This is a genomic window from Micromonospora sp. B006 (genome assembly GCF_003408515.1).
GTDB lineage: Bacteria > Actinomycetota > Actinomycetes > Mycobacteriales > Micromonosporaceae > Micromonospora > Micromonospora echinospora_A.
In genome coordinates this window covers 1,425,257-1,438,128 of sequence record NZ_CP030865.1, presented here as the reverse complement: position 1 = coordinate 1,438,128, position 12,872 = coordinate 1,425,257, and the positions used below count along the sequence as shown (strand labels likewise).

At 72.8% G+C, this 12,872-nt stretch carries 15 protein-coding genes; 1 reads left to right on the top strand and 14 read right to left on the bottom strand.

From position 1 onward, the window contains the following. Positions 1 to 36 precede the first annotated feature (36 nt). The 9 genes from lepB (MicB006_RS06995) to proS form a co-directional block, all read right to left on the bottom strand. A complete protein-coding gene (gene lepB / locus MicB006_RS06995) occupies positions 37 to 669 on the bottom strand; it encodes a signal peptidase I (RefSeq protein ID WP_043325910.1) in 633 nt (210 codons plus the stop codon). Next, complete coding sequence (gene lepB / locus MicB006_RS06990; protein WP_116504649.1) at positions 666 to 1,550, bottom strand: signal peptidase I; 885 nt, start codon at positions 1,548 to 1,550, stop codon at positions 666 to 668. The genes lepB (MicB006_RS06995) and lepB (MicB006_RS06990) overlap by 4 nt, the downstream gene beginning before the upstream one ends. Positions 1,551 to 1,718: 168 nt before the next feature. Next, positions 1,719 to 2,078: a 50S ribosomal protein L19 gene (gene rplS, locus MicB006_RS06985; protein WP_073830369.1), complete on the bottom strand. Its 360-nt coding sequence runs from the start codon at positions 2,076 to 2,078 to the stop codon at positions 1,719 to 1,721. A 143-nt stretch (positions 2,079 to 2,221) separates the two neighbouring features. Then, positions 2,222 to 3,010 (bottom strand): tRNA (guanosine(37)-N1)-methyltransferase TrmD, encoded by a 789-nt coding sequence (gene trmD, locus MicB006_RS06980; protein ID WP_116504647.1) that lies wholly within the window; start codon positions 3,008 to 3,010, stop codon positions 2,222 to 2,224. Positions 3,011 to 3,037: 27 nt separating this feature from the next. Then, the gene (gene rimM / locus MicB006_RS06975) at positions 3,038 to 3,577 is read right to left on the bottom strand and encodes a ribosome maturation factor RimM (protein WP_073830371.1); all 540 of its coding nucleotides are present in this window, start codon (positions 3,575 to 3,577) and stop codon (positions 3,038 to 3,040) included. Next, entirely contained in the window at positions 3,577 to 3,837 is a 261-nt protein-coding gene (locus tag MicB006_RS06970; RefSeq protein ID WP_030500803.1) for an RNA-binding protein, read from the bottom strand. The genes rimM and MicB006_RS06970 overlap by 1 nt, the downstream gene beginning before the upstream one ends. After that, entirely contained in the window at positions 3,812 to 4,270 is a 459-nt protein-coding gene (gene rpsP, locus MicB006_RS06965; RefSeq protein ID WP_116504645.1) for a 30S ribosomal protein S16, read from the bottom strand. The genes MicB006_RS06970 and rpsP overlap by 26 nt, the downstream gene beginning before the upstream one ends. A 242-nt stretch (positions 4,271 to 4,512) precedes the next feature. After that, positions 4,513 to 5,160: a DUF402 domain-containing protein gene (locus tag MicB006_RS06960; protein ID WP_116511232.1), complete on the bottom strand. Its 648-nt coding sequence runs from the start codon at positions 5,158 to 5,160 to the stop codon at positions 4,513 to 4,515. 75 nt (positions 5,161 to 5,235) lie between these two features. Then, on the bottom strand, positions 5,236 to 6,651 hold the full coding sequence (gene proS / locus MicB006_RS06955) for a proline--tRNA ligase (protein WP_116504643.1): 1,416 nt from the start codon (positions 6,649 to 6,651) through the stop codon (positions 5,236 to 5,238). A 92-nt stretch (positions 6,652 to 6,743) separates the two neighbouring features. On the opposite strand from proS, the gene MicB006_RS06950 reads away from it, so the two are divergent. Then, entirely contained in the window at positions 6,744 to 7,319 is a 576-nt protein-coding gene (locus MicB006_RS06950; RefSeq protein ID WP_073830374.1) for a TetR/AcrR family transcriptional regulator, read from the top strand. Between the two features lie 25 nt (positions 7,320 to 7,344). Here the strand turns inward: MicB006_RS06950 and MicB006_RS06945 are convergent, their stop codons facing one another. From MicB006_RS06945 to MicB006_RS06930, 5 genes are all read right to left on the bottom strand, one after another. Then, positions 7,345 to 8,424: an amidohydrolase family protein gene (locus MicB006_RS06945; protein WP_116504641.1), complete on the bottom strand. Its 1,080-nt coding sequence runs from the start codon at positions 8,422 to 8,424 to the stop codon at positions 7,345 to 7,347. Between the two features lie 18 nt (positions 8,425 to 8,442). Beyond that, positions 8,443 to 8,625 (bottom strand): hypothetical protein, encoded by a 183-nt coding sequence (locus tag MicB006_RS32255; RefSeq protein WP_225980670.1) that lies wholly within the window; start codon positions 8,623 to 8,625, stop codon positions 8,443 to 8,445. Next, complete coding sequence (locus MicB006_RS32250; protein ID WP_225980669.1) at positions 8,595 to 8,792, bottom strand: hypothetical protein; 198 nt, start codon at positions 8,790 to 8,792, stop codon at positions 8,595 to 8,597. The genes MicB006_RS32255 and MicB006_RS32250 overlap by 31 nt, the downstream gene beginning before the upstream one ends. 66 nt (positions 8,793 to 8,858) lie before the next feature. Continuing rightward, positions 8,859 to 10,412 carry a signal recognition particle protein gene (ffh, locus tag MicB006_RS06935; RefSeq protein WP_073830377.1) on the bottom strand — a complete coding sequence of 518 codons (1,554 nt, stop codon included), beginning with the start codon at positions 10,410 to 10,412 and terminating at the stop codon, positions 8,859 to 8,861. A gap of 187 nt (positions 10,413 to 10,599) precedes the next feature. After that, positions 10,600 to 12,864 carry a [protein-PII] uridylyltransferase gene (locus MicB006_RS06930; RefSeq protein WP_116504640.1) on the bottom strand — a complete coding sequence of 755 codons (2,265 nt, stop codon included), beginning with the start codon at positions 12,862 to 12,864 and terminating at the stop codon, positions 10,600 to 10,602. Between the last annotated feature and the right edge of the window lie 8 nt (positions 12,865 to 12,872).

The window sequence follows — 12,872 nt, the reverse complement described above, 5'->3', positions numbered from 1 at the left end:
CGGGGGTGGGCGTGGGGGTGCGCGGAAGCCGTCGGGTCAGGGATTGGGGATCCCCTCGAACTGCTTCGGGACGCTGAGCCAGGTGGCGCGGCTGACCGGCCAGAAGATGGTGAAGGCCCGCCCGACGACCTCGCCCTCCGGGATGGTGGCGACGGTGATGTCCTCGCCGGACTGCTGCCAGTGCTCCAGCGAGTCGCCGGAGGCCTCCCGGTGGTCGCCCATGACCCACAGTCGGCCCTTCGGCACGGTGATGTCGAAGTCCTGGTCGGCGGGCTTGTTGCCGGGGAAGATGAACGGCTCGTCGACCGGCTTGCCGTTGATGACCAGCCGGTCCTGCCCGCCCGTACGGTCGCAGCAGACCACGTGATCGCCGCCGACGCCGATCACCCGCTTGATGAAGTCCTCGCCGTCGGGGTTTCCGCTCCACTCGGTGGGCGCCTTGAAGACGATCACCTCGCCCCGGTGCGGCGAGCGGAAGTCGTAGACCAGCTTGTTGACCAGCACCCGATCGTCGATCTTGAGCGTGTTCTCCATGGACGGCGACGGGATGAAGAAGGTCTGCAGCACGAAGGCGCGAACCAGCACTGCGACCAGGATCGCCACACCCAGGAGGATGGGCAGCTCCTTCCAGAAGGAGTTGCGTGGCTTCTCGGTCTGCTCGTCGATCACGGGAGGAGCCTACGTCCCCGGGTGCGGCGCAGTCGCCCCGAACCCGCGAGAACGGCGAGCGTCGCCGCGACCGGCACAATCAGGACGACTCCGCCCACCGGGTCGGGGTCCACCGGGACCGGGCCGGAGGCGGCCGCGGCGTCCGCGCGCGGCACGTTCGTGAACGTCTCCGGTACGGGCAGGGTGGTCCACCGCTGTGACGGCCAGACGATCATGAAGGCCCGGCCGATCACGTTCTCGATCGGCACCGGCCCTTGACATCGGGCGTCCTGCGAGACCAGCCGGTGGTCACCCATCACGAAGATCTGCCCCGGCGGCACCACCACCTCGGTGAACTGCCGGGACCGGCACTCCTTCGGGTTGGGCGGCAGCTCGGCGGGCGAGTCCTCGGAGACGTACGCCTGCTCGTCCAGCGGGGTCCCGTTGACCACCACCCGGCCGTCGTCGCAGCACCAGATCTTGTCGCCCGGCACGCCGATGACCCGCTTGATGAAGTCCTTCTCACCGGGGCGGCTGACGCCCACCAGGTCACCGAGCGTGCGGCTGACCTGGCCGGCGAAGTTGGTCGGCGGCGCGGGCGCCTCCTGGGCGACCCAGCGGTCGGTGCCGCGGAACACCACCACCTCGCCGCGGACCGGGTCCCGGACGTCGTAGACGACCTTGTTGACGAGCACCCGGTCGCCGACGAGCAGCGTGTTCTCCATCGACCCGGAGGGGATGAAGAAGGCCTGGAGCAGGAACGAACGGATCAGCACCGCGAGGCAGAACGCCACGATGAGCAGCAGCGGCAACTCCTGCCAGAGCGGCATCTGGCGACGCCCGCGCCGGGCTCGCCGGCGCCAGGGATCGACGGCGCCGTCCTCGTCAACCATCTGCACCATGCCACTCTCCGGTCCGCGGAAACGACACTACCGCCCGGGAGTCTCCTCGGAGACCCCACGGGCGGCAGTGGACCGCTTCGCGCCGTCCGGCTGCGCCCGTACCGACCAGGGTAATGCGGTCTGGTCGATACGACATCCGCGCAGCTCGGGCGGCGTGGCGAGCGAAAGTCAGTTCGCCGGCTGCTTCTCGCGCAGCTCCTTGATCTTGGCCTTCTTGCCCCGCAGCTCGCGCAGGTAGTAGAGCTTGGCCCGGCGCACGTCACCGCGGGTCACGATCTCGATCCGGTCGATGCCGGGGCCGTTGAGCGGGTAGGTCCGCTCCACGCCGACGCCGAAGCTGACCTTGCGGACCGAGAAGGTCTCGCGCAGACCGTCACCCTGGCGGCGGATGACGACGCCCTGGAAGATCTGGACCCGGGACCGGGCGCCCTCGACGACTCGCGCGTGCACCTTGACGGTGTCACCGGCACGGAAGTCGGGCAGGTCGGTACGCTTCGACTGGGCGTCAAGGGCGTCCAGGATGTTCATCGCTGCGTCCTCGTGAGGCTCACGGCGCATCGTCAGTCGATGCGCGAACGGGTGATTCTGACCCCCGGGTGGTGACCGGCTTCGCCGGCCCCGGTCGAGGGTCCTCGCAGCCGCTCACGGCGTGGGCGGATGCGGCAACCCCTCTACTTTGCCACATGCCCGGGTGGCGAGGAAAATCCGCCCCGGTCCAGCGCCGCCCGGTCCCGCTTGTCGAGCGTCTCCGGGGCCAGCGCGCCGAGCATGTCGGGCCGGCGCTCGGCCGTGCGCAGCAGCGCCTCGTCCCGGCGCCAGCGGGCGATCCGGCCGTGGTCGCCGGAGCGCAGCACCTCCGGCACGTCGAGCCCGCGCCAGGTCGCCGGCTTGGTGTAGAGCGGGGCTTCCAGCAGCCCGTGCGCGTGTGACTCCTCGTCCAGCGAGCCGGCGTTGCCCAGCACGCCGGGCAGCAGCCGGGTGACCGCCTCCAGGATCACCAGCACGGCCACCTCGCCGCCGAAGAGCACGTAGTCGCCGAGGGAGACCTCGGTCACCGGCATCCGGGTCGCGGCGTGGTCCAGAACACGCTGGTCGATGCCCTCGTACCGGCCGCAGGCGAAGAGCAGGTGCGACTCGGCGGCCAGCTCGTGCGCCATGGCCTGGGTGAACGGCACGCCGGCCGGGGACGGGACGAGCAGCCGGGGCAGCGTGTGCCCGTCCGGGCTCAGCTCACCCGGGGCCAGCGCGTCCAGCGCCTCCCCCCACGGCTCCGGCCGCATGACCATGCCCGGACCGCCCCCGTAGGGCGTGTCGTCGACGGTGCGGTGCACGTCGTGGGTCCAGGTCCGCAGATCGTGTACGGCCAGCCGCAGCGTGCCGATCGCGCGGGCCTTGCCGATCAGCGACAGGTCCAGCGGGGCGAAGTACTCGGGGAAGATCGACACGATGTCGACGCGCATGCGGTGGCTCCAGCCGGAGGTCGAGAGCTAGAGGTCGAGCAGGCCACCGGGCAGGTCGACGACGACGCGACCGCCGGCCAGATCCACCTCGGGCACGATCGCCTTGACGAACGGAACCAGCGCGGTACGCCCCTCGGGACGCCGCAGCACCAGCATGTCGGACGCGGGCGCGTGGTCGATGCGGGCCACCTCGCCCACGTGCTCCCCGTCCCGGGTGACCACGGTGAGCCCGACCAGCTGGTGGTCGTGGAACTCCTCCGGGTCCTCCGGCGGGGCGACGTCGGCGCTGTCCACGCCGAGCAGCGTGTTGCGCAGCGCCTCGGCGACGTCGCGGCCCAGCACGCCCTCGAAGACCACGAGCAGACGCCCCTGGTGCCAGCGGGCCGACTCGACGGTGAGCGTCGGCGGCACCCGCCAGGCGCCGGGCTCCGACGGGACCACCCCCGGCTCGGTGGTCAACACCGAACCGGGGGCGAACCGTGCTTCGGGCTCATCGGTGCGCACTTCCACGGTGACCTCACCGCGGATGCCGTGCGGCTTGCCGATGCGGCCGACGACGAGAAGCATCAGTACGAGTCGACGATGTCGACGCGTACCCCACGCCCGCCGATGGAGCCGATCACCTGGCGCAGCGCCTTGGCGGTCCGGCCGGACCGCCCGATCACCGTGCCGAGGTCCTCGGGGTGCACGCGGACTTCGAGGCGCTTGCCCCGACGCGAGTCGACCATTCGCACCCGGACGTCGTCCGGGTGGTCGACGATCCCCTTGACCAGGTGCTCCAGGGCGGGACGCAGCGCCATGTCAGGCCTGCTCGCCGGACTCGGCACCGGTCTGCTCCTCGGCCTTGGCCTCGGCGGCCTTCGGCTCCTCCGCCTTGACGGCGGCCTTCTTGGCCGGCTTGGCCGGGGTGTCCGCCACGCCGGCGGCGGCCTTCGCCTCGGCCTCGTACGCCGCCTTGCGGTCGGCCCGCTCGGGGGCGACCTTCAGCGGCGGCGGGGCCGGCAGGCCCTTGAACTTCTGCCAGTCACCGGTCAGCTCCAGCAGGCGCTGCACGGCCTCGCTCGGCTGAGCGCCGACCGACAGCCAGTACTGGACCCGCTCCGACTTGACCTCGATCACCGAAGGGTCTTCCTTCGGCTGGTACACACCGACGAACTCGATCGCGCGACCGTCACGCTTGGTGCGCGAGTCGGCGACGACGATGCGGTACTGCGGGTTGCGGATCTTGCCCATCCGCAGGAGCCGGATCTTTACGGCCACAGTTGTTTCGCTCCTGTTGCGATCTCACCGGCCCGTACGGGCGGTGTGGCGGGTGAGCGCCGACCGGCACAGTGGGGTTTGGGCCGGAGACTGCTCGGTGAACTGGCGACGCGCCCGGGTTAGAGGGCGCCGGACGCGTGCCGGATACCAGCGGACCATTCTGCCAGATCCGGCCCGGAACTCTCACACCGGACCCGGACACCACGCCCGGGGCGGGCCGGGCCGTGACGGACGACACTCGCTCAGCGCACCGGCGGGCGGTCCCACCCGGGCGGGAGCTCGTCCGGTACGTCCCATTCGGCGGGCGGGGTGAAGTCGCACCAGGTGCCGTCGAACGGGAACTCGCCCGCCTCGGCGATCCGGATCACCCGCTCGCCCTCGGCGCGTACCGCCTTCTCGTCGGTCACCCAGTAGTGCTCCGGGAACGCCAGCCGCTCGGCGAACTCGTCCTCGTCCTTCCACTCCCAGCTCAGGTCCGGGTGGACCACGACGTCGAGGTCCTGGTCGACCATGTCGACGCCGGCCACCGCGCCGTCGTCCCAGCGGACGCCGGGCTCCTCCAGGTTGACGTACCAGTTCTGGAAGCGGCCCGCCGCGTCGCGGAACCACCAGACCGAGTGGGCCGCGCCAGCGGGCAGGAACTTCAGCACCGGCGGCCCGTTCCACAGCCCCTGCGCGAGCCGGTAGGACGACGTCACCCACTCGGCGAACGGCACGGCCCGCATGCCCAGGCCGGCCGCCGTCACCTCGTGCGCGACGGGCGCTGTCCGCGCCACCCAGAGCAGCAGGCCGCGCTCGTCGTCGGCGACCACGCGGGCCGACCGGACCCAGCCGATCCGGCCGTGCCGCACGTTCCGGTGCATGATCAGCCGCCCAGGTTCGAACCGCACGCTCACCCCCGGTGTCGTGTTAACAAGGGCCCCCGCCTATGCGGAATGCGTTAAGAGGGGGCCCTTCCTTACACCTCAGTAGGCGCGGGCGAGGATCGCCACCAGGTCGGGCTCGTCCTCCGAGTCCGGCACCGAGCCGTCGGCGCGTACCAGGCAGCGGACCGTCACGCCCTGGCCGTTCGCCTCGGCCTCGCCCTCGACGCCGACCGCCGACCACGGCACCCGCGCCCAGCCGGTGGCGGACGCCTCGATCGCCTCGGCGAGCGTCGACACCTCGACGGTGCGGGACCGGCGGAACTCCAGCGCCTGGTCGTGCAGCGCCCGCTGGTCGGCCTCCAGCGCGGCCAGGACCGCGCCGACCACGTCGGCCACCGCCGTCGGGGCCTTCGAACCGTCAGTACGCCGGACCACCACCGCGTTGCCGGCGGCCAGGTCACGCGGGCCGACCTCGACGCGTACCGGGTAGCCGCGCAGCTCGGCGTCGACGGCGCGGCGGCCGAACGCGGTGTCGGTCCGGTCGTCCAGCGCCACCCGCACCCCGGCGTCGCGCAGCGCGTCACAAAGCTTTTGTGCCGCCTCGGCAGGGCCGCCAGGGCCCTCGCCGTCCTTGACGATCATCACGTACGCCTGGATCGGCGCCAGCTTCGGCGGCACCCGCAGCCCGTTGTCGTCGCCGTGGCACATGATCAGGCCGCCGAGCATCCGGGTGGACGTGCCCCAGGAGGTGGTCCACGCGTGCTCCCGGCCGCCCTCGGCCGAGGAGTAGCTGATGTCGAACGCCTTGGCGAAGTTCTGGCCCAGCTCGTGGCTGGTGCCGAGCTGGAGCGCCTTGCCGTCGCCCATCATGCCCTCGCACGTGTACGTGGCGGTGGCGCCGGCGAAGCGCTCGCGGGCGGTCTTCAGGCCGACGACCACCGGGATGCCGAGCACGTTGACCATCAGGTCCTCGTACGCCTCGTGCAGGATCCGCCGCGCGTAGGCGCGGGCGTCCTCGCGGGTCGCGTGCGCGGTGTGCCCCTCCTGCCAGAGGAACTCGCTGGTGCGCAGGAAGATCCGCGGGCGCAGCTCCCAGCGGACCACGTTCGCCCACTGGTTGAGCAGCAGCGGCAGGTCGCGGTACGAGTCGATCCACTTGGCCATGAACTCGCCGATGACCGTCTCGCTCGTGGGGCGCACCACCACCGGCTCGGCGAGCTGCTTGCCGCCACCGTGCGTGACGACTGCCAGCTCCGGCGAGAAGCCCTCGACGTGCTCGGCCTCCCGCTTGAGGTAGCTCTCCGGGATGAACAGCGGGAAGTACGCGTTCTCCGCGCCGGCCGCCTTGATGCGGGCGTCCATCTCGGCCTGCATCCGCTCCCAGATGGCGTAGCCGGCCGGTCGGATCACCATGGTCCCCCGGACCGGGCCGTTGTCGGCCAGCTTCGCCTTGGCGATCAGGTCCTGGTACCAGCGGGGAAAGTCCTCCGCACGGGGAGTGAGCACGCGTGCCATGACCGCACATCCTATGCGCCGCGCGGGGCGGGGGTGCGCCGGGGAGCCGGGCCGCGCCGTGTCGTGCGGCGCGGCCGTAGACTTCGACGGCGATGGGTGAGACACGGGACGCGATCGTCGAGGCCGCCCGGGCGCAGACCGTGGCCCTCGGGTGGGACCGCGTCCGGATGGGCGCGGTGGCCGCCGTCGCCGGCGTCAGCCGGCAGACGGTCTACAACGAGTTCGGCACCAAGGCGGGCCTGGGCGAGGCGCTCGCCCGGCACGAGGTGGACCGCTTCGTCGGCGAGGTCCGGGCCGCGCTCGGCGAGCACGACACCGACGTGCGGGCGGCCGCGTACGCGGCGATCCACCGCACGCTCGCCTCGGCCGCCGAGAACCCGCTGGTACGCGCCGTGCTGACCAGCACCCGGGGCGGCTCGGAGGAGTTGCTGCCGTACCTGACCACACGCTCGGAACTGGTGCTCGCCGAGGCCGCGGCGGCGCTGCTGGAGTGGACGGGGAAACGCCTGCCTGACGCCGATCCGGCGGCCCTCGCGTTCGCGGCGGACAGCGTCGTACGCCTGGTGGTGAGCCACATCGTGCTGCCCGGCGGCCCGGTCGACGAGACCGCCGACCGGCTGGCCGACCTGGCCGTGCGCCTGTTCCTGATGGCGGCGACGGCCCGCTAGAGCCGACCGCGACGACGGCGGCCGGTCAGCGGACGACCCGGCCGCGCAGCACGATCCGGCTCGGCGTCCGGACGACCCGCAGGTCGCGGCGCGGATCTTCGGGGTAGACCACCAGGTCGGCGAGGCCGCCCTCGACCAGCCCGGGGAAGCCGAGCCACTCCCGGGCCCGCCAGGAGGCGGCGGCGAGCACGTCCGGCGCGGACATGCCGGCCTGCTCGTGCAGCAGCAGCATCTCCTCGGCCGCGAGCCCGTGGTCGATGCCGCCACCGGCGTCGGTCCCGACGTAGATCGGCACGCCCGCCTCGTGCGCGGCGCGCACCACCTCGGGGAAGCGGTCGCGCAGCGCGAGCATGTGGTCGGCGTACCCGGGGAACTTGGGCCGGGCCTGCTCCGCGATGTGGCCGAACGTCCGGATGTTGATCATCGTGGGGACCAGCGCGGTGCCCTGCCGGGCCATCAGGTCGATCAGGTCGAGGCTCAGCCCGGTGCCGTGCTCCACCGAGTCCACCCCGGCCCGCACCATGATCTCCACCGCCGACTCGGAGAACGTGTGCACCGCCGCGCGTACCCCGGCGGCGTGCGCGGCGGCGACCGCCGCGGTCATGGAGTCGGCGTCCCAGGCCGGCGCCAGGTCGCCCACCCCGCGATCGATCCAGTCGCCGACCAGCTTGACCCAGCCGTTGCCGGCCGCGGCCTGCGCGGCCACCGTCTCGGCCACCTCCGCCGCGCCGACCTCCACGCCGATGTCGCGCAGGTAGCGCTTGGGCGGCGCGACATGCCGGCCCGCGCGGGCCAGTCGCGGCAGGTCCGGCTCGTCCTCCAGTTCGGGGTACGGGTACGGCGAGCCGGCGTCCCGGATCGCCAGCACACCGGCGTCCCGGTCGATCCGGGCCAGGTCCCGCGCCTGGTCGAGGGAGGTGATCGGGCTGCCGCCGCGGGCGATGCCGATGTGGCAGTGCGCGTCGGTCAGGCCGGGCAGCACGAAGCCGCCGTCGGCCACCGTCTCGGCGCCGGGCACCGGTTCGAAGGTGACCCGGTCGCCGACCAGCCAGACGTCCCGGACCTCGTCGTCGGGGAGGAACACACCGCGCACGTGCAGAGCCATGTGCACAGTCCTACCCGATCAGTCCTCCTCGACGGCGGGCAGGTCGTTGCGGCGCGCGGTCAGCGCCGGCAGATCGACAGAGACCTTCCAGGGCCGCTCGGTGACGAAGAGGTCCTCGGTGTGTGCCAGTTGCTCGTACTCGCGGGCGGCGCCGTCGCGCGTGTACTCGGTCAGCGCGATCCGCTCGTGCTGCGGGTCCACCTGACCTCAAGCGCGAGTAGGAGACGGACACACAGATCCTGGTGCAGGGCGGTGGGCGACGGCACGATCAACCTTCCGTTGATCAGTTCGTACGGAAGGTCCTTGGGCAGGTCGCCCAGGTCGTCGACCGTCCACTCGTGCCGCTCGGAGATCGGCGCCGCGGTCATGACATCTCCTCCCAGGGGGCGAGCCGGCCCTAGGTGATGATCACATCACCCACCGTCACCGACACGCTAGCGGGGGCCCTTGTCACCGCCCTTGCCCAGCTTGTTGAAGTCGATCTTCGGAAGCTTGAAGCCCGGCGGCAGGCCCTGCCCACCGGCCAGGTCACCCGGGTCCAGGCCCGGCGGGAGCTGCGGCATCCCGCCCGGGAAGCCACCCGGCATCCCGGCGCCGGTACGCGGCCGCCCGCCGCCCTTGGTGCCCTTGCGCTTGTTCTTCGGCGACTTGGTCGCCTTGCGCCGGCCACCGCCGGGCAGGCCCATCATGCCGCCCATCTGCTTCATCATCTTCTGCGCGTCGGTGAAGCGGTTGAGCAGCTGGTTGACGTCCATGACGGTGACGCCGGAGCCGCTGGCGATCCGGGCCCGGCGGGAGCCGTTGATGATCTTCGGGTTGGTGCGCTCGGCCGGGGTCATCGACCTGATGATCGCTGTCACCCGGTCGAAGTGCTTGTCGTCCAGCTCGGCGAGCTGGTCCTTCATCTGCCCCATGCCCGGCATCATGGCCAGCACGTTGGCGATCGGACCCATCCGCCGGACCGCGATGAGCTGATCGAGGAAGTCCTCCAGCGTGAAGGTCTCCCCGCCCATCAGCTTGGCGGTCATCTTGTCCTTCTGATCGGAGTCGAAGGCCGCCTCGGCCTGCTCGATCAGAGTGAGGACGTCGCCCATGCCGAGGATCCGGCTGGCCATCCGGTCGGGGTGGAAGACGTCGAAGTCCTCCAGCTTCTCGCCGGTGGAGGCGAACAGGATCGGCTGGCCGGTGACCTCGCGGACGGAGAGCGCGGCACCGCCGCGGGCGTCGCCGTCGAGCTTGGACAGGACCACGCCGGTGATGCCCACGCCGTCGCGGAACGCCTCGGCGGTGCGGACCGCGTCCTGGCCGACCATCGCGTCGATGACGAAGATGACCTCGTCGGGCTGTACCGCGTCGCGGATGTTCGCGGCCTGCTGCATCATCTCGGCGTCGATGCCGAGCCGGCCGGCGGTGTCGACGATCACGATGTCCCGGGCGGCGCGGCGGGCGTGCTCGATCGAGTCGCGGGCGACCTGCACCGGGTCGCCGACGCCGTTGCCGGGCGCCGGGGCGTACACCTCGACGCCGGCCCGGCCACCGAGCACCTGGAGCTGCCCGACGGCGTTCGGGCGCTGGAGGTCGGCGGCGACGAGCAGCGGCTGGTGGCCCTGGCTCTTGAGCCAGCGGGCCAGCTTGCCGGCGAGCGTCGTCTTGCCGGAGCCCTGGAGACCGGCCAGCATGATCACGGTCGGCGGCTGCTTGGCGAACTGGAGCCGCCGCCCCTCGCCGCCGAGGATGTTGATCAGCTCCTCGTTGACGATCTTGATGATCTGCTGGGCCGGGTTCAGCGCCTGGGAGACCTCGGCGCCGCGCGCCCGCTCCTTGACGTTCGCGATGAAGCCCTTGACCACCGGCAGGGCGACGTCGGCCTCCAGCAACGCCATCCGGATCTCGCGCGCGGTGGCGTCGACGTCGGCGTCGGTGAGCCGGCCCTTGCCGCGGAGCTTGGTGAAGATGCCGGACAGGCGGTCACTCAAGGTGTCAAACACGCGAACATCCCGTTTGTCGTTTTCGGCGGGCACATGCTGGTCGGGCCGGTGGTCCAGCCCACCGTTAGGGTAGCCCGCCGCCCGCACCCCCGCTCCGGCCCGGCCGTCCACGGGCCCGCGCCGCTCGTCGGCGGGGTGTTAACAAGGGTCCCTTCCTCTACCGGAGGCGTTAACAGGGGGCCCTTCCTTACACGGCGGCGAGCACGGCGGCCTCGATCCGGGACCGTTCCTCGTCCGGCGGCCAGCCGCCGACCAGGTAGAACGCGTCCACCACGTCACCGCCGAGCGTGGAGATCCGGGCCGCCCGCACCTGGGCGCCCGCGTCGTCGAGCGCGCACGTGACCCGGTACAGCAGCCCGGCCGCGTCGGCGGCGCGCAGTTCCAGCAGCACCGCGTCGGTGGCCGCCTCCCGGTGCCAGACGACCCGGGGCGCGGCGCCCTGGCTCCGGGCGGCGAGCGCCCGGCCACGCAGCCGCTGGATCACCGAGACGTCGCCGCTGACCGCGCGGCGCAGGTCGGCGCTGAGCGCGATCGGGTTCGGGGCCAGCCCGTAGCGCGGCTGCACCCGGCACTGCACCAGGGCGCGGCCGTCGACGGTGGCGGCGTCCGCGGAGATCACCTCCAGGCGGTGCAGGGCCAGGCAACCGGCCACAGTGGCGAGCAGCCCCCGCCGGTCGGCGGCGGCCACCGACACCCGGTCCTCCCCCAGGTGTACGACCGGCAGCGGCCCGGCGACCAGCGCCGGGTCGGGGGCCGGCGGGGCGGGCACCTCGCCGGTGTCCAGCGTGGTCCGCACCCGGGCCACCAACTCGGCGATCAGCCGGCCCTTCCAGGCGGACCAGGCGGCCGGGCCGGTGGCGTCGGCGTCGGCGCGGACCAGGGCGTGCAGCAGTTCCAGCGTGGCGGTGTCGCCGACCCGCTCGGCGACACCGGCGACTGTCTTCGGGTCGGACAGGTCCCGGCGGGTCGCCACGTCGGGCAGCAGCAGATGCAGCCGGACCAGCGTGCCGATCAGGTCCGCCTCGGCCGGCGGCAGCCCGATCCGGGTGGCCACCGCCCCGGCCAGCGGCGCGCCGACAGTCGAGTGGTCCCCGTCCAGCCCTTTGCCGATGTCGTGCAGGAACGCGCCGAGCAGCAGCAGGTCGGGGCGTTCCACGTCGCGGGTGTGCCGGCTCGCCTCGTACGCGGTCTGCACGAGGTGCCGGTCGAGCGTGAACCGGTGCACCGGGTTGTGCTGGGGCAGGCTGCGCATCCGGGTCCACTCGGGCAGCCAGCGGTCGATCAGCCCGTACCGGTCGCAGGTCTCCCAGGCGGGCACCAGGCCGGGACCGGCCCCGAGCAGGGTGATCAGCGCGGCCCGGGCCGCCGGTGGCCACGGCGCGGGCAGCGGTGGGCAGTACGCGGCCAGCCACTCGCAGGTGGCGCGCGCGATGGGCAGCCGGGTGGTGGCGGCAGCGGCGGCCACCCGCAGTGACAGGCTCGGGTCGGGGCGGGCCCCGATGGCGGTGCGGGCGAGCACCAGTTCGCCGTCCTGCTCCACCACGTCCCGGGCGACCGGGCGGCGCAGCGGGCGGCCCGGGGCGGCGCGGTGCCGGCCGGAGCGGAGCCGGTCGGCGGCGCGCCAGGCGTCGTCCAGGGCGTGGCTGACGGTGCGGGCGTCGCCGGCCACCAGCCGCAGGAGCGCGTCGCCGTCCTCGGCGCCGAGCAGCCGCGCCACGCCGTCGCGTTCCTGCGCCACCAGGCGGTCGACCCGCCGGCCCACCTGCTGGTGCAGCGCGTCGCGGGTGTCCAGCAGCCGCCGGTGCGCGGCGTACACGGCCGGGCGGAGCGCGTCGGTGACCCCGGCGGTGGCGATGGCCCGCAGGATGCCCACGTCCCGCAGCCCGCCGGCCGCCTCCTTGAGGTCCCCTTCGAGCAGGAACGCCAGCTCGCCGTGCGCCTCCCACCGGGCGGCGGTGATCTCGCGCAGGCCGGGGAGCTGGCGGATCGCGGTCCGCCGCCAGTGGTCGGTGGCGGTCCGGGCGAGCTGGTCGGTCAGGGCCGGGTCGCCGGCCACGTGCCGGGCGTCGAGCAGGCCGAGGGCGACCTTGACGTCGTCCTGGGCCACCGACAGCGCCTCGGCGACGGTACGCACCGAGTGGTCCAGCCGCAGCCCGGCGTCCCAGATCGGATACCAGAGCGACGCGGCGAGTTCGTCGATGCCGGGTACCCCGGCGTGCAGCAGCACCAGGTCGAGGTCGCCGTAGGGGGCGCACTGGCGGCGGCCCAGCCCGCCCACCGCCACGAGCGCGACCCCGTCCCGGGCCGGGAAGGTCCGGCGCAGCCAGGCCTCGAGCGCCTCGGCCCGCGCGATCCGGGCCGGCTCACCGATGCCTCCGGGTACGCCGACGACCTCGTTGACCACGGGCACGCCGTCCCCGGTGGGGGCGGCGGCCGTGGTCAACGAGGTCATGTCAGCGG

What these genes read in the sequence shown, in the direction of transcription:
- rimM (WP_073830371.1), bottom strand. Translation starts at nt 3,577, where the DNA reads ATGCTTCTCGTCGTCGGCCGCATCGGCAAGCCGCACGGCATCCGCGGT.
- MicB006_RS06930 (WP_116504640.1), bottom strand. Translation starts at nt 12,864, where the DNA reads ATGACCTCGTTGACCACGGCCGCCGCCCCCACCGGGGACGGCGTGCCC.
- MicB006_RS06950 (WP_073830374.1), top strand. Translation starts at nt 6,744, where the DNA reads ATGGGTGAGACACGGGACGCGATCGTCGAGGCCGCCCGGGCGCAGACC.
- MicB006_RS32250 (WP_225980669.1), bottom strand. Translation starts at nt 8,792, where the DNA reads ATGACCGCGGCGCCGATCTCCGAGCGGCACGAGTGGACGGTCGACGAC.
- trmD (WP_116504647.1), bottom strand. Translation starts at nt 3,010, where the DNA reads ATGCGCGTCGACATCGTGTCGATCTTCCCCGAGTACTTCGCCCCGCTG.
- lepB (WP_116504649.1), bottom strand. Translation starts at nt 1,550, where the DNA reads ATGGTGCAGATGGTTGACGAGGACGGCGCCGTCGATCCCTGGCGCCGG.
- proS (WP_116504643.1), bottom strand. Translation starts at nt 6,651, where the DNA reads ATGGCACGCGTGCTCACTCCCCGTGCGGAGGACTTTCCCCGCTGGTAC.
- rplS (WP_073830369.1), bottom strand. Translation starts at nt 2,078, where the DNA reads ATGAACATCCTGGACGCCCTTGACGCCCAGTCGAAGCGTACCGACCTG.
- MicB006_RS06945 (WP_116504641.1), bottom strand. Translation starts at nt 8,424, where the DNA reads ATGGCTCTGCACGTGCGCGGTGTGTTCCTCCCCGACGACGAGGTCCGG.